Source organism: Daejeonella sp. H1SJ63 (assembly GCF_029360775.1).
Lineage (GTDB): Bacteria > Bacteroidota > Bacteroidia > Sphingobacteriales > Sphingobacteriaceae > Daejeonella.
Genome location: NZ_JARKMZ010000001.1, coordinates 90,644 through 114,283, shown reverse-complemented (window position 1 = coordinate 114,283; position 23,640 = coordinate 90,644). Strand labels below are relative to the sequence as shown.

15 protein-coding genes are annotated in these 23,640 nt (G+C 39.0%); all 15 read right to left on the bottom strand.

Translation table 11 applies throughout. The features are described from left to right. Nucleotides 1-15: 15 nt before the first annotated feature. Nucleotides 16-3,474 (bottom strand): SusC/RagA family TonB-linked outer membrane protein, encoded by a 3,459-nt coding sequence (locus P2W72_RS00490; protein ID WP_276358879.1) that lies wholly within the window; start codon nucleotides 3,472-3,474, stop codon nucleotides 16-18. A 200-nt stretch (nucleotides 3,475-3,674) separates the two neighbouring features. Then, a complete protein-coding gene (locus P2W72_RS00485; protein WP_276358877.1) occupies nucleotides 3,675-4,691 on the bottom strand; it encodes a FecR family protein in 1,017 nt (338 codons plus the stop codon). Nucleotides 4,692-4,804: 113 nt separating this feature from the next. After that, nucleotides 4,805-5,392 (bottom strand): RNA polymerase sigma-70 factor, encoded by a 588-nt coding sequence (locus tag P2W72_RS00480; protein WP_276358876.1) that lies wholly within the window; start codon nucleotides 5,390-5,392, stop codon nucleotides 4,805-4,807. A 550-nt stretch (nucleotides 5,393-5,942) separates the two neighbouring features. Then, nucleotides 5,943-7,187 (bottom strand): amidohydrolase/deacetylase family metallohydrolase, encoded by a 1,245-nt coding sequence (locus P2W72_RS00475; RefSeq protein ID WP_276358875.1) that lies wholly within the window; start codon nucleotides 7,185-7,187, stop codon nucleotides 5,943-5,945. A 36-nt stretch (nucleotides 7,188-7,223) separates the two neighbouring features. Continuing rightward, nucleotides 7,224-8,720, bottom strand: a complete 1,497-nt coding sequence (locus P2W72_RS00470; protein WP_276358874.1) for a PQQ-dependent sugar dehydrogenase — start codon at nucleotides 8,718-8,720, stop codon at nucleotides 7,224-7,226. Between the two features lie 77 nt (nucleotides 8,721-8,797). Beyond that, nucleotides 8,798-9,547 (bottom strand): carbohydrate-binding family 9-like protein, encoded by a 750-nt coding sequence (locus P2W72_RS00465; protein ID WP_276358873.1) that lies wholly within the window; start codon nucleotides 9,545-9,547, stop codon nucleotides 8,798-8,800. Nucleotides 9,548-9,711: 164 nt separating this feature from the next. Continuing rightward, entirely contained in the window at nucleotides 9,712-11,268 is a 1,557-nt protein-coding gene (locus P2W72_RS00460) for a SusD/RagB family nutrient-binding outer membrane lipoprotein (protein WP_276358872.1), read from the bottom strand. Between the two features lie 49 nt (nucleotides 11,269-11,317). Next, nucleotides 11,318-14,578, bottom strand: a complete 3,261-nt coding sequence (locus P2W72_RS00455; protein ID WP_276358871.1) for a SusC/RagA family TonB-linked outer membrane protein — start codon at nucleotides 14,576-14,578, stop codon at nucleotides 11,318-11,320. 257 nt (nucleotides 14,579-14,835) lie between these two features. Next, nucleotides 14,836-16,011 (bottom strand): FecR family protein, encoded by a 1,176-nt coding sequence (locus tag P2W72_RS00450; protein ID WP_276358870.1) that lies wholly within the window; start codon nucleotides 16,009-16,011, stop codon nucleotides 14,836-14,838. Between the two features lie 95 nt (nucleotides 16,012-16,106). Beyond that, the gene (locus P2W72_RS00445) at nucleotides 16,107-16,658 is read right to left on the bottom strand and encodes an RNA polymerase sigma-70 factor (RefSeq protein ID WP_276358869.1); all 552 of its coding nucleotides are present in this window, start codon (nucleotides 16,656-16,658) and stop codon (nucleotides 16,107-16,109) included. Between the two features lie 222 nt (nucleotides 16,659-16,880). Then, complete coding sequence (locus tag P2W72_RS00440; protein ID WP_276358868.1) at nucleotides 16,881-17,348, bottom strand: RidA family protein; 468 nt, start codon at nucleotides 17,346-17,348, stop codon at nucleotides 16,881-16,883. Nucleotides 17,349-17,384: 36 nt separating this feature from the next. Continuing rightward, nucleotides 17,385-19,058, bottom strand: a complete 1,674-nt coding sequence (locus P2W72_RS00435) for an aminotransferase class V-fold PLP-dependent enzyme (protein WP_276358867.1) — start codon at nucleotides 19,056-19,058, stop codon at nucleotides 17,385-17,387. Nucleotides 19,059-19,131: 73 nt separating this feature from the next. After that, nucleotides 19,132-20,796 carry an aminotransferase class V-fold PLP-dependent enzyme gene (locus P2W72_RS00430; protein ID WP_276358866.1) on the bottom strand — a complete coding sequence of 555 codons (1,665 nt, stop codon included), beginning with the start codon at nucleotides 20,794-20,796 and terminating at the stop codon, nucleotides 19,132-19,134. A gap of 26 nt (nucleotides 20,797-20,822) precedes the next feature. Further along, nucleotides 20,823-22,100: an amidohydrolase/deacetylase family metallohydrolase gene (locus tag P2W72_RS00425; RefSeq protein WP_276358864.1), complete on the bottom strand. Its 1,278-nt coding sequence runs from the start codon at nucleotides 22,098-22,100 to the stop codon at nucleotides 20,823-20,825. Nucleotides 22,101-22,117: 17 nt separating this feature from the next. Next, nucleotides 22,118-23,362, bottom strand: a complete 1,245-nt coding sequence (locus P2W72_RS00420; RefSeq protein ID WP_276358863.1) for an amidohydrolase/deacetylase family metallohydrolase — start codon at nucleotides 23,360-23,362, stop codon at nucleotides 22,118-22,120. Nucleotides 23,363-23,640: the final 278 nt, after the last annotated feature.

The following is a 23,640-nucleotide window of genomic DNA, read 5'->3' as shown; positions in this document are numbered from 1 at the left end:
ATTAGATAACATTAATTAAAACCTTACAATTAAATTCACCCCAATATCGCGGGTTCTTGGAATTGTATTTGATGATTGCCCCTGAGTATTGCCGATCGTGTAGGCAGATTCAGGATCGAAATCCGTGATATGCTTATAAAGTATAAACGGATTTCTTGCAACAAGGGAAATATCAGCCGACTGAATCTTCAGAGACTGCAGTTTATTTACAGGTAATCTGTAGCTTAAAACTGCGCTGCGAAGTTTCACGAAATCGCCATCAAAAACTGAAGTAGTTAATGGGCTGATACTTGCCTGGTTATTATAATAGGTATCTAACTGATCAACTGGCCAGGTTTTTGTAAAAGGTGCTCCCGTTTGATCAACTCCCGAAACAGTCAAACCATTTTCTCTTCCCGGAAGTGTATTCTTAGATAGTCCGAAACGGTACATATAGCGGCTTAAGCCCGACTGAACGATATTTCCGAATTTGGCATCCAAAAGAATATTAAGTGAGAAGTTTTTGTATCTGAAATTATTGGTCAGTCCCATTGTATACGGAGGCACACCCTGACCATATTCCATCTCAGGGCTCTGAACTTCATATCCACTCAGCTTATTATATACTCGTACACCACTTGCATTGGTTAAATAAGTTCTTCCTCTGATTGTATTATAAGGCCTGCCAACACCGGCACCGCCCACAGTACTCAGGCCCGGCGCAAGTTTCAAAATCTCACTCTTATTGTAAGCCGCATTATAGCTTACATCCCAGGTGAACTTATTTGATTTAATCGGAGTACCGGTTAACAGGATCTCAACTCCCCTATTACTCAGCTCTCCAACATTTAATAATGCCGAGGTATAACCTGATGAACCTGCAATCGAAGTACTCAGGATATCATCTGTAGTTTTACGGTTATAATAAGTAAAATCTAACCCTAAGCGGTTGTTAAGAAACTGAATATCAATACCTCCTTCATAGGTTGTTGAAGTAAGAGGTCTCAAATTCGGGTTTGACAAAGCACTTGAAGTATTCTGAACCGGACGACCAATGTGCCCACCCTGTTCAAAAGTATAAAGCTGGTTGATCTGATAAGGACTAACAGTTGCTCCACCCACCTGTGCCCATGAAGCTCTCAACTTAGCAAAACTGATAACAGAAGGTAATTTGATGGCATCTGAAAGAATAAAGCTTGTACCAAATGAAGGATAGAATATTGAGTTATTCCCCGGATTCAAAGTTGAGAACCAATCCTGTCTTCCTGTAAATGTGAAATAAAGCAAACTCTTATAGCCAATATCAGCAGAACCAAATACCGAATTCTGTCCGAAGCGGCTTAAACCCACGCTTGCCGACTGAATAGCAAGGTTAGAGAAACTGATAAAATCAGGAACAATGAATTCCGATCCGTAATTTGCAGTTGATTCAGCAACGTTTCTTTCAATATTCCCCCCCGCCATTGCAGTTAACTGGAAATCTTTAAAGAAAGTTTTATTGTAATTCAATAATGCCTGAGCAGTAGTTTTGGTTACAAAAGAAGTACCGGAATTGAACAAACCTCTGGGTCTCTTTGCAGTACCTATCGGCATATAATCCATTGAGTTGAATCTGTCAATATCTCTCATTCCACTAACTTTAACCGACAAATCATCCAGAATATTATACTGAATACTTGCCTGTCCCATAAAGCGGTTCTTGGTATCCTTATTTCCCATTCTGTTAATAACGAAATAAGGATTCTGAGCCTCCGGCACCTGCTGCCACTGAACTTCATTAAAGTTGGCATCATAACCCGGTGCCAGACTGCGGATATCTACCGTATTTGCCAAAAGATTGGTTGCCCATGATGTGGTGTTATCAGCATATCCATTTCCCGGACGATTGATACCTCTTTCAACGTTGTACTGCATTGTTGACTCAACGATGATCCTCTTTCCAAGAACAGATCTTAAACTTAAGTTACCGGTTTGTCTGTTATAGCTTGAACCTGGCTCCATAGCCTGAGCCTCAAGGTCAGATAATGACAATCTGTAAGTTAATTGCGGAGTGCTTCCTCCCGAAAATGCCACAGTATTGGTTAAATTGGTACTAGGTCTGTAGAAGTTCTTCCAGTTATCTTTGACATTAACCGGAGAATAAGGACGCATCACCCCGTCAAACTGAATATAGGGCTGACCATCCATTTTGGCACCGAATGAAAGACGGCCTGAGCTGATTGCCTCAGCTTTGGTTTTAGGCTTCACTCCATCAAGACCCTGACCATAAACATACTGCAGATCAGGATACATCGACGGACTGCCGACAGTAAAGTTACTATTGAGTTCTACACCAACGCCTTTCTGAGCCTTACCACTTTTCGTCGTAATCAAAATTACACCGTTTGATGCCTGGCTACCATAAAGTGCAGCAGCTGGCCCGCCTTTAAGTACGTTAATAGTTTCAATATCATCAGGATTAATCGCAGCAATACCATCGCCTCGGTCTAATATGGTTGCTCCCTCACCCTGTGCCTGTGAACGTGCTGTATTGTTCATCGGCATACCATTGATCACATATAAAGGCTGATTATTACCACTCAATGATCCGTTACCACGGATAATTACACGGCTGGAGCCACCCGGACCTGATGACATACCTGTTACGTTCACACCGGCGATCTTACCACTAAATGCATTTGCAACGTTGTTTTCCCTTGCCTGGGTAAACTCTTCTCCCTTAACCTCGGTTACTGCATAAGCAAGGGCTTTCTTCTCTCTGGAAATACCCAAAGCGGTTACAACCACTTCGGTAAGTGCTGTATTGGCAGCTTCAAGCTTTACATTCAAAGTAGTTCTGTCGCCTATTGTAACTTCCTGAGTTTGATATCCGATATAGGTAAATACCAAAACGCTGCTCTTATCCGGCACATTGATTGAATATCTTCCGTCAATATCTGTTGTTGCACCGGTATTACTGCCTTTTATTTTGATACTTACTCCGGGAAGGGTTTCTCCTTTAGAATCTGTAATCTGACCACGGATGGTAATGTCAGCAACAACATTAACAGTTTCTTCAGTCTTGATTAGTCTTGCAGACTGATTATTATTTGACTGTATAAGTACATTATTATCTACCTGCTTATAGGAAAGATCAGTATTCTCCAAAAGCAAATTCAGTACCTGCTCAACCGTATAAGTTGATTGGCTGATGTTTTTTGAAGGCAAGGTCATCAATTCTCCTTTGCGATATACAAAACGAAAAGGAGTTTGCTGCTCGATTTTCTTAAACGCTGACAATAAAGTCTCATTCCTGAGCTCTAACCTGACTTCTACCGAACTAATCTTCTGGCTCTTAGCCGGCAGAGCCATGAGCATCTGCAAAGAAATGAGTAGCATGGCAATGGATATAAAGCCAATTCGCATAATCTGAATTATAAGTTTTTTGCGGTTAGAGCTAACTGTGATCGTATTCACGAGTATAGCCCCTGACGTACTGTTTGTAAAATATTTCATATTTTTACATGTTTTTATTTGATTAAAATCCTCTCATTGGATGAATTAAATTAAAACTGCTAATAGTCTGACTAATAGCACAAAACCTTCTGAATGCTTCATTGCCGTGAAGTATTCGGAGGGTTTTTACGTTTTTTAAGGTGGTAATTTCTTATGCATAGGTTAAGTTTTATTTACTTTAAATAGCATTTATTTTGTCATCATTCGCAACCGGAACCATCCAGAACAACGGTTTTATTGTCTTTGAACTGGTACTTAATCTGATTAAATTCACCAATAACATTTAAAATCTGTGGAAGGCTTTGAGACTTAAGGAATGTAGCGCTGAATTTGCAGGTTTTAATCTGTTCATTTGAAAAAACTATAGAAACTCCGAACCTCTCCTGCAGCTGTTTAGCTACATCCTTTATGCTCACATCATCAAAATAAATATCTTCACTTGTCCATTTGATGTATGACTCGGCCTTCACCGGAATCTTAACCACATTATTTTGTTCCTCTTTAAAAACTACCTGTTCATTCGGCGTAATTACATTAAAAGTCTGCTTTTCATCACCAACTTTAACCTTTCCCCTGGTAACCGTTACTGTAACAGTCTTTGCACCTGCACTCGACTTAACATTGAATGCGGTTCCAAGAACTGTTGTTTTTAACTTCCCTGTATGTACAACGAAAGGGTGCTTCGGATCATGAGCAATATCAAAAAAAGCTTCTCCCATCAGGTATACTTCCCGCTTCCCCCCTGAGTTGAAATTTTCAGCAAGTTCAATCTGACTGTTTTCATTGAGTATTACTGAACTTCCGTCGGGCAGGTTAATAAATCTTCGTGTTGGTTTTTCATATTTTTTTGCTTCAGCAAGCTTTGGCTTAGCGTCATGAACCCTAAGGTCTTTGTTATGATTTGTATAAAAGAACACGGAAATACCAATTATCAGTATAGCTGCAGCTGCTCTGTAAAACTGAGGTTTAATGCTAAAAATACTCCCATTCTTCCGGTTGCCGGATGAGGCCATTATTTTGTTAAAGATCTTTTCTGCCCTTTCTTCACCAAGTGAGGTAACAGAAGTTGGTTCATCCCAGAATTCATCCAGAAGAGTTTGAACTTCTTCATTATAACCATCTCTTTTCATCATTGAAAGAAACTCTTCAACCTCTGCCGGGGATGCAGTTTTATCAATAAACTGTTGAAAGAGATATTTGAACCTATGAATTGACATATCAATAGTTTAGTTAAAACAAGGGTTTTATATCCTCATTTCATTTAAAGACTATCGGAAAGAATAAAAGGGTTAGTGCCGGAAAAATATTTTTTTAAAAAAAGAACTAAGAATCAGTTATGAAACAGCAAGGAGACAAGGGAAAGCAGCAAAAAATTAGAAACCACTAATCTTAGTGTGTGCAATGCTTTTTTCAGATGGGCTTTAACTGTATTTTTTGAAAGATTAAGCTGATCAGCAATCTCTTCATATTTGAGCCCTTCTTCACGGCTCATACTGTAAACCAGTTTTTGCTGCGGGGGTAACTGATTAATTGCCTTATTGAGAAGATACTGATATTCATTGAAAACCACTGTTTCTTCTGTACACTCCTGGTATTCGGAAGATACATGACTTAACTTTGTAATGATCAAGGCTTCATGGGCTCTGCGCTTAATGGCACTAAAAGCCCTGTTACGAATAATTGTATACAGATAAGCGTCAAAACGATTAATGCAGATCAGCTCCTCACGATTGCACCAGATCTTTAGAAAAGCATCCATTACAATTTCTTCAGACAATTCTTCATTGTCTGTAATCCTGTAGGTATAATTAAACAGTTTGTCTTTATAATGATTAAATATTTTGCGAAAAGCAATTTCATCACCTTCAGCCACCAGCTTCAGGAGTGTAGGCTCATTCTGCAAAATAGGCTGTTTCACTCTTTAATTTATTATAAGTTATAACCCAAGATAAAAACTTTATATCCTAAATACAAAGGATAAAATTTTATAAGAGTCCGGAAACATTAATCCAAGCTCAATTGAACCTAAACTATAAACTCAATTAATCAATGTACATTTTAAGAAATTTGCACTATTTAGATTATTTCAAAGTGAACAGCACACCTGAAAATCAAGCTAAATTTTTATTTAGCTCCAAATGATTGATTTAATTGAAGAAATGATCAACCCGGGAAGTTTGAGGCCTGAAATGACTGTATTCCAAATTCTGATCCTGCCCAGGATATCTTTAGGGTCAGGTCTTTTTACCAGAAGGTATCTAATTAAAAAAAATCGAAAGAAGATTTCATTTTCTGGGTTTATCTGACATTAAAAAATCTTGACTAATTGTTTACATTAACATATCAGACATCAAATTATAAATACATTACGGCTCAAAAAAATCAGATTTCTTTGAGCCGTTCTAAATGATTTTTTGGAGAGACATTTACCAAAAAATAAATTAGTCTCCCCCCTGATAAATTATTAATTAATCTTGAATACTTATTCCATTCAGATCCCAAACTATACTACCTGCACGAATAGTAAGTTCAGCCTCCAGCTTTTGAGTTCCTTTGACCTTTGTTTTCCTTACATCAGTAAAGCCGAAATCACCTTTTCTTACGCTGAATATTGCTACATCTGCCTCTGCTCCAACGGATAAATTACCCAAATCTTCCCTTTGGATTTGCTTTGCAGGAGTCATTGTAGTTAATTTAATAACAGTTTGCAAATCCATCCCCATAGCCATGAATTTAGACATCACATTTAAAATATCTTTCATAGCTGCATTTTTACTCCCATTATTAAAATCAGTACTGATTGAATTTGGTACGAAACCCTGCTTTAAGGCCGGAATAGCCTGCGAAAACGCAAATGCACCGGCTCCATGACCAACATCAAAAACAATCCCATTTCTTTGAGCCTCAAAAACAAATGGCTTCACTTTCCCATTCTCATCTACAATGGTTTCCCGGTTATTTGCACCTGCGGCGAAACAATGAGTAAAGATATCACCGGGTCTGAAATGCTTTGTGAACAGCTCCTCAATTGACTGTGGGGGATTATGTTCACCAAAATCTACCATAACCGGCATATTCACTATCTTACCTGCTTCAACAGCCCGATCAACAGATATCCAATCCCCTCCCTTGTAATGTGAAACTTTAATCCCAATAATATATTCTTTGTTTATACGAGCTGACATTGCAGTTAATTTTGCATCCATATCTCCTGTATTTTGCTCCCATGGTTCTCTGCCCAAATATCCTTCACCAACAATATTTAACCATGCAAGAACTCTTGTTTTCGATTTATCTATAGTGTGCGCTTTGAATGCCTTGAAAGACTTCCATCCTGAACTTCCTGCATCTATTGAAGTTGTAACTCCTGTACGTAATGTGTAATCATCAGGCATAGGATCTCCATTTCTTTCTTCAGAAATACCCGCAAAATGATGGGCATGCATATCGATTAATCCGGGTGTTACATATAACCCTTTTGCATTAATGACCTTTTTAGCAGAATTTACAGGAATATTAACAGCAACCTGTGTAATTTTCCTGTCGGTAATTGCCACATCCATAACTGAATTGATATTATTTTTGGCATCTATTACATGGCCGCCTTTTATTAATATGTCTACGTTTTGTGCCTTAATTGCTGTTAGTCCCACAACAAAAAATATCGTGAGTGTCATTAAGCAGGCATGACTATATCTTGTTAACTCTTTCATATTCATTTTGAGTAATATTGATTTTAAATTGAGTAATTATCTTTTTTTCAGAGGCAAAAGCCGAACAATTTGTCCTGTATCTTCAATCATAAGGTAGATAAATCCATCAGATGGAACTTTTACATCCCTTATTCGACCGATATTTTCAAGAAGTATTTCATCATGTACCGGCTTCCCATTATTAAAAGCTGTTCTATTCAATCTTTTATGTACCATCGCTCCAACAAACAAATTCCCTTTCCACTTTGGATAATTGTTGCTGAAGACGAAATCAAAGTCAGAAGGAGCAATAGATGGTGTCCAATGATGAACAGGTGACTCGATACCCACACGGGCTGTATCCTGTGAAATAAGAGTACCATCATAATTTCTGCTAAAAGTTACATCAGGCCACCCATAATTTGAACCAGATTTTAGTAAATTAAGTTCAGATCCGCCCATCTCGCCATGTTCAGTTTCCCAGATTTCTCCCGTAAGAGGATGTCTGATTAACCCTTGCGGCTGACGATGACCATATGTATAAATTTCAGGCAATATCTGTAAACTATCTACAAATGGATTATCTTTTGGTATTGTTCCATCATCATTAAAACGCATTACCTTACCCGATGGATTTGTTCTATCCTGTACTGTTTTCCACCTGTGTCTTTCATCTATAGTTCGTTGTCCAACAGTAAAATAAAGAAACCCAAACTTATCAAAAGCTATCCTGCTACCAAATGTTTCACCACCTTCCCTGAAAGGACCGGCCTTATAAAGAATTTTTTCATCCACAAAACTATCCCCATTTAACTTCCCTTGCATAAGAACAGTATAACCACCATCCGGTTTTTGGGGTTCAATATAATATGAAAGATAAATCAACCTGTTCTTACTGAACTGGGGGTGCAACTTCACATCACGCAAACCTTTTGGAACATTACCTTTGACAGAATTGGCAGATAACTTACCATTTTTAACTATCCTGAGATTGCCAGACCGCTCTGTGATCAGGATACTGTTATCTGGCAAGAATGCCATACTCCATGGCCTTAATAAGCCTGAAACAACTGTGTCTACCATGAATACAATATCTTCTGAAGCTATTGCATTCATAACTTTCTCCGGTAATGGAAAATAACTACTCAATAATTTTCGCTCTATCAAAAAATCAGCGACAGGCAGTAAATTCTTAGGTTTAGGAACAAGTTGTTCATCTTTATTTTCCGAGGTCAGCTGCCTGATATAAGATACCAATTGCCATCTCTTCTCTGCAGACAATGATTCTTTATAGGATGGCATGCTGCCTCTTCCTTCCGATAACTTCCAGAAGATCGCTCCATCTTTTTGATTTACCAGAGCCTGAAGATGAAAATTCGCAGGTTTAACCGGCAATTCACCTCCTAATACCCCATCACCCAAACCTTTGCTACCATGACAAGATTGGCAGTATTGATTATACAGTTCTTTACCCTGGACTAAAGTATTTTGATTTTGACGTAATGTTGACTTTAAACCATCTGTCCATACGGGAGCCTTCCAAGGTTCCTGCACTGGTTTCAGGCTTAGAAACAAGATCCAAATAAATGTTGTTAACAAACATATACCAGCAACAAAGACTTTTCTATTCATTATTGAAATTTAAGCGTACCAAAAAACTGTGGAAGATGAAATGTAGGTCTTGGAGCATTGATAACCGACCAGGTTGCATGATGAGGATTCGAATTTATTTCTGCGATCTTATAAAAATTTGCTCTCCAGAATACTCCTTTTTGAGGACGTGTAACATTAGAATAATTATCAAGCATATCTAAAGGAATTTTATACTCGATAATCCAGGTTATTGGCTCCTCTCTTTCAGGATCAACTTTAACAGGAAGTGTATGTCCTATAGTGATTTTCTGTATATCTTCAATTACAGGCCGTTTACGTGGTATAGAATTATATCCCAATAAAGGCGTCCCACCACAATTTACCTCAAGATTAAAATAACTAAGAGGCATAGTCGTGTCAGGAGAAAAGAAGAATTCAACGGCTGAATCTTTCCATACAGGTCCGTTAATCTCAGTTGTTACGCTTCGTACAAAACGATCCTTAACCTGAAAAATAACATATATATTTGCATCATCATACATCATTTTTGCATATACCCTGGGCCGAAATTTCGGATTTTCACGAATAAAATTATTAATCCCTAAAGATTTCACTTTTCGCCACTGAGGCTTATTCCAATCCCCGTCTATAATCAGCTCATTCTTTAATCGTGGTACTTTATAGGATTTCGCAATACGCTTTGATACAGAAATATTTTCCTGAGCAAAGGATACATAAGAAATCAAAAGAAACAATATGACTATAAATGGCAATTTATAAGAGCCCATATTTAATAAACATTATGAGAATCAATTCAAGGATTTAAACACTTGCAAATTCTAAATCGCAGAAATATTCTTTAAGAAAAAACTTACAGATTTTAACCCTGAAACAAGTAGTATTTATAACAGGTAATTATAAATACTACTTGTTTTTATACAATCAGCATATTTTAATTCTTATCCCACCACAGGGGAGTCGATGCCAAGTCAGGCCCTCCTAAAAGAGCCACAGCATCCTTAACGGCCTGACCATTCCTGTCTTTATCATACTCGAGGAATACAATCCGGCGAACAAATTTCCCAACCGGTACATCCGGATTGTCCGAATTAATCACATTATACCTCTTTGGGAACCCGGATCTTCTGACCTCAGCCCAGGCTTCCTGCCCATCGGGAAATAAAGCCAGCCATTTCTGTGTACCAATCTGCTCTCTCTGCTTTGCAGGATCCGCTGAAAACTTGACAGGAATATCACTAATTGCCGGAGTGTTAAAATATCCTCCGGGTGCCGAAGGCAAATTAGTGCTATTAATATAATTATCAATGATTGTAGCATCTGTTATACCATTCGTCCTCATGGACATTTCGATGCCCTTGGCATACAAATCAGCTGCCGTTCCTCCCATATTCCATCCATTCACAGCACCCTCTGCACGAAGCAAATAAGCTTCCCCTGAACGAATAACGGTCATTGGTTCAGTGTTCATCTTCACCGGTGTAAAACGATCATTGAGATTAGACGCATTATTGTAGCCATTCGCGGGTAAAACAATTTGAGCTGGAATCATTCCATTCCTCAACCCCCGGTATTGCTTATCATTAACAGCTGGTTGAAAATAACTACTGAGTCGTGGATCATCATATCCCTTTAAAAAACTTTCCATCGTTTGACTCATTCTGAATTCATTCCATGCAGAGATAAAGCCCAAAGCATTTGGACGAGCCGGATCAACTTTCATATATGCATCATCAGCAACAGCTGTCATAACACCGTTAGCAACAGCAGCCTCAGCCTCAATTCTTGCTTTAGCGGCATCAGCTTTTGAAATTCTCAATGCCAGACGGAGTCGTAATGTATTAGCAAACTTAAGCCATTTAGCATTATCTCCATTGTATATCAAATCCTGAGATCCATAACCAGGTAATGCTATATTATTTTTCAGATCAGCGCTTGCTTCAGTTAACTCCTTAAAGAAATCGTAGTAAATATCTTTTTGCGAGTCGTAAGGAATTGTTTTTTCTAAAGAACCAATCTTAGAATAAGGTACCGGCCCGTAGTAATCTGTGATACGCATCAGGCTAAATACTTTCCAAATTCGTGCAATTGCATTCAGAGGCTTAGTCTCCGGGGTCTGCGTTTGTTTAATAATTGTAAGTAAAGATGGCATAGTAAACACATAAGAACGTATCCAATGATTCTGTAAACGAGCCTGAGTTAAATCAAAACGATCTGATGCAAAAGCTGTTTGAGTTACCGCAAAATACTGCGCATACAAATCAGCGAATGCATTCACTCCTCTTTGATATTGTGACCCCCCACCCAGAGCAACTCCCTGCCATTGCGCATTTGGGAACAAACCCTTAAGATCGGTTTGGCTTAGTGTTGTAACTGCTGTTGGATCAGTATTTCTTTCGTCAAATTCTTTAGTACAGCTATTTAGAATAGCTGCTATGAATAACAAGAATAACATACTAACCCTTAATGGAATATTTATATAATTTTTCATTTCCTGAAGTTTAAAAATGTAATGACACTAATCTAATTCTCATTTAATACTAAAATGATGCTCTCAAATTAAGCCCAAAAGTTTTTGAAAAAGGAAGTGCGATATATTCATTCCCTCCCCTGCCGCGGGCGATATCGGGATCAAATGGAGTTGACTTACTAAAGAAGAATAAATTCCTGCCAATAAAGGAAATCTTGGCCCCTTTTATATATTTTGCTTTGGTCAACAATTTAGCAGGAATTGTATAATCCAATGTCACCTCTCTTAATCTCATATTATTAGCAGAATAATTATATTCTTCTCCGGTAGGCTTCCGGTCTCCAATTGTACTAAAATAAGCCTGAGAGGTAATCGGGGTCGAATTCTTCGTACCATCGGCACGATAAGCATCTAAAATAATCCCACTTTCGCGCCCTTCCAGCGACCTTTTAGAATGTCCATCTGCATCTAACAGGGGTTGTGTACCTGCTATAATACTTCCACCTTTTCTGTAATCAATTTGAAAAGCAAATGATACGTTTTTATAATTAAAGCTATTGGTTAATCCGGTCATAAAATCCGGATTAAAATTACCGGCATAAATGGTCAGACCCGGAGTCAATAATGGCCTGCCCTGAGAATCCACTAATTTTCTTCCCTGAGAATCTCTTTGCCATCCCTTTACATAAAGTTCGCCAAAAGGACGTCCAACCTCAACTCGTGTAGTAACGATATCATCACTTTGGATGATAACTGATTTCTGCTCGTCAGTTATCCTAACTACATTGTTATTATTTTTGGAATAATTAAATGTTGCATCCCATGAGAATTTACCAATCTTTAATGGGGTTACATTCATAATAAGTTCTATTCCATCATTTTCAATCAGACCTGCATTTATGTACCTCTGATCATAAGTTGAAGCAGACGGAGCTCCGATTAAAAGCAATTGATTAGTAGTTTTAGTCTTGTAATAAGTAAAGTCAAAACCCAATCTGTTATTAAAAAATCTCCAGTCCAATCCTGCTTCAAATGAGGTGGTTAGTTCAGGTTTATAATTGTCAAATGTCTGAATTGTTGGTGTTGAGATGAGGCCACCCACACCTACCCGATAATATTCTTTACCGAAGTAAGCATTACCCCCATTTCCTGCATTAGCTGATGATAATCTGGCCTTGCCATATGAAATCCATGATGGAAGTTTAACCATATCTGACACAATTGCTGTAAGCCCAAGTGAAGGATAGAATACAGACTCCTCTCCACCAGGTAGCGCAGAAGACCAATCGTTTCTACCTGTAACATCCAGATATAAATAATCTTTATAAGCAAATGTCAGTGATGAATAAACAGATTGAATCAATGGACTTTGAGAAAAAGTATTGACAGCCTGAATAGCTCTGGCATTACTTAAATAGAAAAAATCCTGCTTATTCAGGCCATTTGTATTATTGGTCGTTCCACGGTTTGTGCTTCCCTGAATATAGGCACCTAGATGTCCGGACAACTTAATGCTTTTTGTCAGATCCCGCTTAAAGGTCAATAATCCATCCAGATTAGAATTAATGTTATTATTGAAACCCATAGCATAGGAAGAACCTACAGTACTCCAATAAGAGTCTGAGTATGTCTTATTGTCACTCTCAGAAAAAGTCCGGTTTATATTACCCCGAATCTGAAATGATAACCAGTCATTGAAATCATATTTTGCAGATAATAATCCGACAATACGACTCACCTTATCATTATTTAAATTTCTATACATGTAGAAATAAGGATTCCCAATTATTGAGGATCCTGGTTTCCAGTAATTCTGACGTGGATTACCGTTTGCATCTGTATACAAATAGTTTCTCATCTCACTGGTTGGAATCGACACCGGTGTACGATAAATGGATGTGATTGCATAACTCACCGGAGCATTGTCTACATTTTCGGAATTATAAGTTAGCTTGGTGTCAATAGATAATTTCTTAGAAATTGTATTATTTACCCTTAATGTCAGATTATGCCTGGTAAGATCATTATTCTGCATCACTCCCTGAGCCTGAATATTTCCATATGAAAAATATGTTTGCATTTTCTCGGTTCCGGTGTTGATACTCAAGGAATTATTATAGGTTGCTCCGGTTCTGAAAAAATCTTTTAAATTATCCGGCTGTCCTGTAAGAGACACCGTTTTCCCATTCCACAAAGCAACACTTTGACCCGTCATTTTGGGACCATAACTATGCTCAGAAGATGGAACATAGATTCCTGCATCACCCTGTGCATATTCGTTCTGAAGTTCTGTATGAATATCAGCCTGATCGAAAAGAACACCTCCATTAAATTCCACAGATGTTGTTCCTACCTTTCCCTTTTTAGTTGTGATAAGAATTACTCCGTTTTGACCAGCACTACCATACAATGCTGCTGCCGCCGCACCCTTAAGTACGGTAATACTCTCAATATTATCGCCATCTTCAATACCTATGCTTCCGGGAACACCATCAGTAACATATAGAGGTGCGTTATTACCTGTTATTGAACGGTTTCCACGAAGTAAAACCGTTGACCCCCCTCCGACACCTCCAGATCCTCTTGTAATAGTCATACCTGCAACTTTTCCTTGCAATGCATTTACCACATTGGTTCCGGTAGCTTTGGTTAATTCATCTCCCCTAACATTCTGAGCGGAATAAGTTAAAGATTTCGACTCCCTTGAAATACCAAGAGCAGTTACAACCACCTCATTCAATGCAGTATTAGCTGTTTCCAGCTGCACATTGATTGTTGTTCTCCCGCCAACAATAAGCTCCTTAGTATTATAGCCTATATAAGTAAATATCAGAACGCTACTTTCATCCGGAACATTTATACTAAAACGGCCATCAAGATCCGTTGTAGCTCCTATACCTGACCCCTTTAATTTAATACTAACTCCGGGGAGTGTCTCGCCTTTAGTATCAGTAACCTGACCACGGACAATAACATCACGTTGTTGGGATGAGGCTTGAATATTAAATTTTGTAGTTTCCCCACCAACCACCGATGCCGGCTTTTTAAATACTAATATTGTCTTATTTTTAATGCTAAACTCTAATGGCTGTCCTTTAAATACAATTATCAATACTTCCGAAAGATCCTCGTTAACAGCATTAATAGTTACCGGCTTTGCCAAATTGATTAGTTCCTCCTGAAAGAAGAATCCATAGCCTGTCTGCTTTTTGATTGTAGAGAAGACCTTTTCTATTGGAACATTTTCTCCGCTAAATGTTACTTTTTGAGAAAATCCTTCAGCACGAACATTTAAAATTAAAACAATAATAAAAATGAATGTCAGCTTCATGACAAGGAGAATTGAATGAAATGTAATCCATTGGCTAATACCATGCGTTAAGAATCGAATTTCGCTGGTTATTTTCGGCTCTAAGTCCAAGGAAAGGACTCGTCCTGAACAGCCTCCAGTTTTAGTAAATAAATTCATAAATTTGTTTCGTTTGGTGATTAATAATCTATCTCGTAAGTATTTTATTTAAAGGCCAGACTTTAGCTGGAAGCGCTCCAACGCTTCTGGCTTTTTCTTTGCCTTCAATTATTTCGAATTTAAGGCATCACAATAACCTCCTTCCCTTCAAGTCTAAAATGAATATTACTCTTTTCAAGTATTTCCAACACTTCCAAAAGTGTCAGACTAGTTGAAATTGCTCCTGCAAAATGATGTTCAGGTAATACACCCTCATACCTTGTGGTAATACCATACCATCTGGCCAACTGACGCATTACTATTTTGATATCTGCATTCTCAAAATAGAAGTAACCATCTTTCCAGGCTACGTCAACCTGAGTATCCGTTTTCTTAATTTTTATATTTCTATCAACTTTCGATTGCTCCCCGGGTTCGAGTATTTGTGATTCATGAGTATTTAATTCAATAACCCGTACTTTTCCTTCAATCAAAGTTGTAGTAATTGATGGCTCATCTGAATAGGCATTGATATTAAAATGTGTGCCCAAAACTTCAACAGATTGATTACCCGAACGAACTGAAAATTTTTTATTATTGTCTTTTGAGACTTCAAAGTATGCTTCACCCTTTAGTTCAACCTCCCGTGTATTATCTGTAAATACCACAGGAAAACGCAGTGACGAAGCAGAATTCAACCATACCTTACTTCCATCCGAAAGATTTAGCTGAAACTTACCGCCTACAGGTGTTTGAATGGTATTGTAGACGATCAGATTTTTATCAGTGCTGTTTTGGCCCTCACCAGGAGCCTGTTTGCTTATCGTATACTCAAGAATGCCATTCAGATTTTTATGCACTTTAATCCCCCCCTCATTAACTAAAACCCCGTTATGCGAATCGTCTAACACTATCTTTCTACCATCAGCCAATGTGAGGATTGCTATATGTCCACCAGGCTGAATATCAAGAGGTTTTTGCTTTTCAATCTGTTCGGTGCGGACTAATTGAGTATTATCTTTACTTATATAATTGTAGAAAGCATAACTAAACAAAATTATAATACTGGCAGCAGCGGCTATTGTGTAATAAAACGATTTGATTAATGGTTCTTTTTTCTGTTCTAAATCTGACTTAATGATTTTAGACAGCATTGATAATTTCAAACTTTCCTCGTTCTCAGAATGATCAAAATGCCATTCCAACTCTCTTGAACTTTCAGTTCGATACCATCGAAATAATTTATTGACTTCCTCCTTTGAAGCAGTATTCTGGAGGTACTTTTCAACTAATTTTTCTACTTCCTCATTTTGCATAATTCACCTTTATAGCCTACATAGATAAGTACCATAGCAGCAGCTATTACCCTTGGTCAATTTGAAAAAAAAGTTTTTTGCTGCGAGCTTATAACCTAGAACAGGTTTAAAGCATTTCTAAGATTCAACCGAATGGCTTTTAATCCTTTAGTCAGATGTCCCTCAACTGTTTTCGGAGAAATACCTAACTCAAGAGAAATTTCAGTAATTGAGAGTCCTGAATTACGACTATATTTAAATACAAGCCTGCAATTCTCTGGAAGAAATTCTACCACCTTATTGATATATTCCTGTATAAATCTTGCATCTATTTCATCTTCAGAAAGGGTAGACAGTTCATCCGCACAATTCTCAGATTCAATTTCCATTCTTCTTTTTTGCCGATAAATTAACTTGAATACTGAAAACTTAACAGCTGCTGCCAAATAAGTATTCAGACATTCAATATTAAGCTTGGCATGCTTAACCCAAAGACGTGTAAAAATCTCCTGAACTATATCTTGGGCAACAGTTTTATCTTTACTAAAGTTATAAGCAATTGCAAGAAGCCGCTTCCAGTATCTGTTATATATCTCTGTAAACGCCTCTTCATTACCTAAATTTAGATATTCTAATAATTCCTTATCCGTTGAAGACTTAAAGTTCAAGACCTTAAAAATTTATCTATTCGAATATAATATTTAATATTACAATTTTCGTTCAAAAAAATTCAGGTTCCTGGCTCCCCCCTCTTTAAATTAAAAGCAAATATTGAATCAAAACTCTTCTGAAGTCTGAATTTTTAGACTTCTTTAAAACATTTCAGCAAAAAAGTAGCATGAACCAAAACCTAAACAAATTCTTTCAATAAAGAATAAGTAGTTAAATGATCATACATAAGCGATACAGTCAATCTCAACGATTGATTTGCCCGGAATTCCACCCTTTGCCACCGCAACGGTTGAACGAACGGGAGGATTTTTCCCAAAACGGCCTTTATATATTGAATTCATCCCTTCAAAATCTGCCATATCACTTAAAAATACCGTTACTTTCAGCACCTTCTCCATTGAGGAGCCTGCTGCAATTAATCGTTTTTCCATCTTTTTAAGAACGAAATCTGTATCGGCCTTTATTTCAAATTCAGATTCTGCATCTGCACCGGTTCCGGAAACAAAAACCAGGTTTCCATATCTGATCGATCCGGGATATAATTTTACATCGGGTGAAGCTCGGGCACTTAAAAATAGCTGATCACTATCAGATGGAGTTTGAGATCGGGCTACTAAGCTCAATCCGGCAACACCGGCAATTGCTGAAAATATCCGGGTGATCACTGACCTTCTGCTTGATTCCATAGCTTACATTTATTGAATATTAGAAAAATGGAGGGATCAGGTAGCCAATGGCGGACCTGCAGGAATATTTACTTTTCTTCTCGGAGCTTTGCCAGTGTTACGTTTTGCAGTAAACTTCGCCGTACGATATTCACCAAGGTGTATATCGCCCGACATGGTATCAGCGTTCAACTTCCCTGAGAATAAATAAATCAGATGATCACCCACGATTCGCATTGAACATTGAATTTTGACCTGATCACCTTCAATGGTTCCGGTAAGATTTCCGGATTGAAATTCAGCCTGATAAGTCCCGTTAAGCCAGTTTCCATCCTGTGCAATATTAAATGTATGCTGACTTATACTACTAAAAAACTGCATACTAACATCCCACTTACCTGAAAGATCAGCTGCCGGAGCCGTCATTGTCTCAGGTTTCGGACTGCGCTTTTTTGAAAATATGGCATAAACCCTTTCAGCAACAATTTTTTCCTCACCCGCCTGCATCTGACCTGTTGTGATATTGAAAAAACTGTCTTCATTTTGAGGATCCTCTGCCCAAACAGCAATTCTTGGTTTATTTCTTCCAAGTTCTTCTGCCACTTCAAAAGCACTGATATGCAGTTTATCAGGATTCCAGCTAAGCTTCAAAACCGGAGTTTTATTGTCCAGTAAAGTCCTTTCAATTACTTCCATTTTCAATCCGTCAACCGGAGCCAGTCTTTTTTGAATTGTAGCAAGCCAGGAAAGCCACCTTTTCCAGTCGGCATCATGATCACGCTTAACCCAATCCTCTACTGCCGCCATCATCCCTACCATTTCTTCTCTGCCTACCTTATTATCACGACCCGGCCCGTGATGAGGAGAACTTGACTGCCATGCAGATTTCAGTATCGCCTTATCCCCAAGCATGAGTCCGGCACATTGCGGACCACATATCGCTTTGCCTCCGCTGTAGGCTACAATGGTTGCCCCACGCTTAAGATGTACAGGAGGCAAAGTCAGGTTTTCTGCCGCTGCATCTACCAGCACAGGAACTTGTCGCGGTTTGGCAATAGAAGATATCACCTCCAGCGAAAAAGGCTCTCCGGTAAAGGTTGCACTATCTGTGGATCGGATATAGATCATAGCTGTACGCGGATTAATCGCTTTTTCAAGCTCTTCAGGCGTATTAACACTAATAATTTTTACGCCAATATTCCTGATTGCATGATCATATGCATTTCTTGAGAAACTCGGAATTATGACCTCGTTCTTATCAAAACCCGTCAAATCAGGTATGCGAATTAACTTTTCAGGATTACCACCCGTAACACATGCAGCGGTAATATGTTTTAGCCCTGCAGCGCATCCTGCAGAAACCATTCCCCATTCTGCTCCGGTCAGATCTGCAAGACGCTGACCGATTCCATCGGCAAGTTCATCATACTGAACGAAATTATGTGCTGCAGCTTCCATTGCAACACGAACTGCGGAACGCTCGAGGGAACCACCTATGATGGTGAATGTACCCATACAATTGATTACCGGCTCCACTCCGATCGAACGAAAAATATTCGATTCGTTCATAAAAGATGAAACCGTAGAGATGGCTTTGGGATCTGCATTTGCTGCCGGAACAAACGCTTCTGCTGAGCTTTCCGGAACTGCAGCATTAAGGCTGTTATTTGAAAATACTGAACCGGCAACAGGTAGAAGTGCCAGTCCTTTTATTAGATTTCTGCGTTTCATTGAATATTTGGATATATGATGAGCTGCTGCTACAGATCAGGTAAACTACTGCTCTATTAAAACTTCCTGAATTTTAAATTAAAAAATTGCCCCCCTGAGGTCTTCCTTTTGGAAAAACTATCTTTTGTTTTACAATTGCTGAACGGTTGCGTTTGATGCTGAACTTTGCTGAAAGGAATTCATTCATATCAACATCGCCTGATACATTTTCTCCGCTTACTGTGCCGCGGAAAGTAGTTTGAATCCGATCACCGGGAACAACCCAGGTACTTTGCATATGAATGAGATCTCCATCTATTGTTCCGTTTATCACACGATCAGAAAACCGGGACTTATAAATTCCGGAAAAATAATTTCCATCCTGAGTATCAATAAATAAAAGATGCTTTTCTGAGCTGTTATAGAATTCAATATCCATATCCCAGTGTCCGGTCATATTTATAGCCGGCGACTTTAATGGAATAACCGGTTTGGCTTCTCTTTTCTTAGACAGTACTTCCCTGATTCTCGATGCTGCAAGTTTATCATCACCCGGCACCATCATGTATCCAACCAAACTAATTCCTGTAACTCCCGGTTCATCTCTGTAAATAGCTACCCCAACTCTTGGATAAGTATTACCCAATTCTTCGGATATTTCCTGTCCGGTAACATTCAATTTTGCCGGATCCCAGGTAATGAACAAATAAGGGGTAACGTGATGTACCAGCTTCGGATCAGGCATTCTGATACGATAAGTAACTCCTTTTACTGCAGAAGCCTCCTTTCCGATATTTTCAAGCCAGCTCACCCAGGTTTGCATTTCTTTCTGATGATCCATCTCGATCCATCGCTCAACTGCTGCCAGCATCCCGATATGTTCCTCACGTCCAACCTTATTATCCCGACCCGGACCATGATGCGGAGCGGCAGCCTGCCATGCAGACATTAATATATCCTTTCGTCCCAGTAACAATCCGGAACTGCCCGGAGCCTTTAATCCTTTACCACCACTGAAAGCAACAATATCGGCTCCTTTAGCTAAATGAACATTCGGGAAGGTAAGGATATGTGCAGCAGCATCAACAAATACAGGAACTTTCAATGGTTTTGCAATTTTTACGATGGTCTCCAGCGACATAAAATTTTCTTTCTCCGCTTCAACATAGATCATTGCTGTTTTGGGTCCGATTTTTTTTCTTAGATCGTCTTCATTCTCAACTGTAATAATTGTAGCTCCGGTAGTTCTAACCGACTGATCATAAACCGTCCTCATGCCTGCCGGGATAATCACCTCTGTTTTTTCAAATCCGTTTAAATTCGGTATTCTGACCAGTTTCTCAGGGTTACCTCCTGTCATACAGGCAATGGTACACAACTTAATACCAGCTGCAGCACCGGCAGTAACCAAACCCCATTCTGCGCCGGTTAATTCAGAAAGACGTTTACCCACACCCTCAACAAGTTCATCCATCTGAACATTAAGTGTTGCTACGGCTTCCATTGCCAGTCTAACCTCTGTTCTTGCAACAGAACCTCCCATAATAGTATTGGTCCCCTTGCAATTGACAAAGGGTTCAACTCCAATAGATTTAAGAATTTTTCTCCCCCTGTCAGCAAGCTCAGTATCAGATGTTCTGGATACATCCGATAAAAAGGTAAATCCATTGCTGTTTTGCGGCACCCTGACTTCCATGGCTGAAGTGCTACCTGCAAAGGGAAGCAATGTCAGGCCTTTTAAAATATCTCTGCGTTTCATGTTTTTCTGGTAGTTGATGTAATAAATTATTTTTTAACTGCCTGATCGTAAGAATCAGCAGCAATACCATTCAGATCCCAGACTACTTTTCCGGCTCTGATAGTTAGTTCTGCCTCCAGTTTTTTAGTCCCTTTAAACTTTCCTCCGTGAGAATCAATATATCCAAAATCACCATTTCTAATATTAAAAACTGCGATATCCGCTTCTGTACCCGCACTTAAATTGCCGAGCTCAGGCCTGTGAATACTCTGTGCAGGAATCCATGTGGACTTGGTAATTACATCCTGTACCGACATCCCCATATTCAGAAACTTGGACATGATATTTGCCATATCCTTCATACCTGCATTCATATTCCCGATATGCAGGTCAGAGCTGATGGTGTTCGGAACAAAGCCCTGTTTCATTGACGGAATTGCCTGACCAAATACAAACCCGTTACCTCCGTGTCCAACATCGAAAATGATCCCTCTTTTCTGAGCCTGAAAAACATAGGGTTTAACATTTCCGCTGAGATCAACAACAGATTCTTTGTACATCGGACTGCCTGCACCTGCACCCTTCCCTGCATGATACATATGAGTAAGGATATCACCCGGACGGAGATGCTTTAATAATAATGCTTCAAGAGAATTAACCGGTGGAAGCCCCCGCCAGTCGATCATTACAGGCATCTTAGCCAGACGACCTGCTTCAACAGAATTATCAACCGGAATCCATTGTACCCCGTTATAATGTGCTACCTTAAAGCCAACAATATGCTGTTTGTAGAAAATAGCTGAAGCAGCCGCCATTTTAGGGTCCATATCCAAAGTATCCTGTTCAAACTCTCCCATTCCATCACCAACAATATTCAAAAATGCCAGAACTCTGGTTTTGGCGATGTCAATAACATTCTTTTTGAATAGCGGAAAGCTTTTCCAGCCTGCACTTCCCGCATCCACAACTGTGGTAACGCCTGCCCTGAAAGTAAATCCATCAGGGGGAAGTGAGTTTGGACCGTCCATATACTTCTGGCTGATTTTATTGCCGGCAAATACATGCACGTGAAGATCAATCAGTCCGGGGCTTATGTACATCCCTTTGACATCAACCACTTTTGCTGCATTTGCCGCATCTATCTGTGGAGCAACACGAAGGATCTTACCCTCTGAGATAGCAACATCCATCACCGAATTAATATTGTTTTTGGGATCGATAACATGACCGCCTTTAAGCAGAATATCAATCTTTTGAGCAAAAGCCCCTCCGGAGGACAAGAGGATTGAAAAAAGTAAGCAGTAAAAAAAATGATTCATTTTCATAGATATGTGTGTTGGTTTTATTGTCGGAACTGATTTCCTTCACGGAAAAAATTATTTAACGGTTTTGCAATACCATTCAAATCGTATACAATCCTGCCGTCTTTAATGGTCATCTCGCATTCAAACTTTTGATCGCCCTCCATCTTGTATCCGGCAGTTTCATAAAAGCCAAATTTGCCTTTGCGCAGGCTAAAGACGGTGAGATCAGCGATAGCTCCAGGAGATAAATGTCCAAGTTCCTCTCTTCTGATGGCCTGAGCAGGAGCCCAGGTACTGGCTTTGATAACATCTTTAAGACTCATTCCCATGTTCAGAAATTTAGACATAACATTCATCATGTCTTTCATAAAAGCATTTACGCTGCCCATCGAAATATCTGTGCTAATGGTATTGGGCCAAAAACCCTGCTTCATTGCCGGAATAGCATTTGAATAGCGAAAAGCTGAACCATGGCCAACATCAAAAACAATCCCCTTCTTCTGTGCCTCTAAAAACGCAGGGTTAATTTTTTCCGTTTGCTGATCAACAATACGGTCGCGGGCATTAAAATCTTCAATAATTGTATAGGTATGCGTGTAAATATCCCCTTTGCGCATGTGTTTAGTAAAAAGATCTGACAAAGAAGGATGCGGATGATTTCTTCCTCCATCCAGCATGATCGGCATTTTGGCCATATTTCCGGCTTCTACACCACGATCAACAGCAGACCAGTCCGGACCCACAAAATCAACTTTAAATCCAACTATATCCTTCTTGTGAAGCAGCGCCAGCTGAGCAGATTCTGCAGCGATTTTATCTCCTGAATTCTTCTCATTTGTTCCGCCACTGTAATTAGCACCTTCAATATTCAGAAATGACAATACCCGTGTTACAGATCGGTCTATGATATTTTTTTTGAAGTCTTTAAAAGTATTCCGGTCAGCATCTCCTGCATCAACAATTGTGGTAACACCCACCCGCAGGGTATAACCATCAGGAAGATTTGATCCCAGGCGTGAATGAATATCGATTAAACCCGGAGAAATGTACATCCCTTTGGCATCCACCACCTGAGTGGCCTTTTCGGGATTAATATATTTAGCAATGAGGGCGATTTTCCCATCATTAATAGCAATATCCATCGGTGCATCGATCTGATTTCCGGGGTCGATCAGATGCCCGCCGCTGATGATAATTCCATATAATTTACTCTCTTGCTGGGCTAAAGCACCATTAAATCCTGCAATTAGAAACCCAAGAAGGAGGAAAACCAGTCTTTTCATAAATTTAATTATTTAAGCCCTAATAAAGAGAGCCTGAAATCAGGAAAAGTCCCATAACTTAATTAAATAATCTGCCGAATTATACATATCTCAAACGACCTTTGACTTAAATCCCAATTTCTGAAAATACAATTATTAAACTCCTCATCACAAGTAAATTAGAAATAAAATAAATAAGTAAAAGATTTCAATAAAATAAATGAAGCGGATAATCCTGTGCAGCAGGTCCGGGAGGCAGTTCGAAGCCCGCTTTTCTAATTAAATATTCCCGTCTTAGC

Bases quoted from the DNA above. Each gene is read 5' to 3' on its own strand.
- P2W72_RS00490 (WP_276358879.1), bottom strand. From the start codon at position 3,474: ATGAAATATTTTACAAACAGTACGTCAGGGGCTATACTCGTGAATACG.
- P2W72_RS00485 (WP_276358877.1), bottom strand. From the start codon at position 4,691: ATGTCAATTCATAGGTTCAAATATCTCTTTCAACAGTTTATTGATAAA.
- P2W72_RS00475 (WP_276358875.1), bottom strand. From the start codon at position 7,187: ATGAAAGAGTTAACAAGATATAGTCATGCCTGCTTAATGACACTCACG.
- P2W72_RS00465 (WP_276358873.1), bottom strand. From the start codon at position 9,547: ATGGGCTCTTATAAATTGCCATTTATAGTCATATTGTTTCTTTTGATT.
- P2W72_RS00460 (WP_276358872.1), bottom strand. From the start codon at position 11,268: ATGAAAAATTATATAAATATTCCATTAAGGGTTAGTATGTTATTCTTG.
- P2W72_RS00455 (WP_276358871.1), bottom strand. From the start codon at position 14,578: ATGAAGCTGACATTCATTTTTATTATTGTTTTAATTTTAAATGTTCGT.
- P2W72_RS00450 (WP_276358870.1), bottom strand. From the start codon at position 16,011: ATGCAAAATGAGGAAGTAGAAAAATTAGTTGAAAAGTACCTCCAGAAT.
- P2W72_RS00440 (WP_276358868.1), bottom strand. From the start codon at position 17,348: ATGGAATCAAGCAGAAGGTCAGTGATCACCCGGATATTTTCAGCAATT.
- P2W72_RS00435 (WP_276358867.1), bottom strand. From the start codon at position 19,058: ATGAAACGCAGAAATCTAATAAAAGGACTGGCACTTCTACCTGTTGCC.
- P2W72_RS00430 (WP_276358866.1), bottom strand. From the start codon at position 20,796: ATGAAACGCAGAGATATTTTAAAAGGCCTGACATTGCTTCCCTTTGCA.
- P2W72_RS00425 (WP_276358864.1), bottom strand. From the start codon at position 22,100: ATGAAAATGAATCATTTTTTTTACTGCTTACTTTTTTCAATCCTCTTG.
- P2W72_RS00420 (WP_276358863.1), bottom strand. From the start codon at position 23,362: ATGAAAAGACTGGTTTTCCTCCTTCTTGGGTTTCTAATTGCAGGATTT.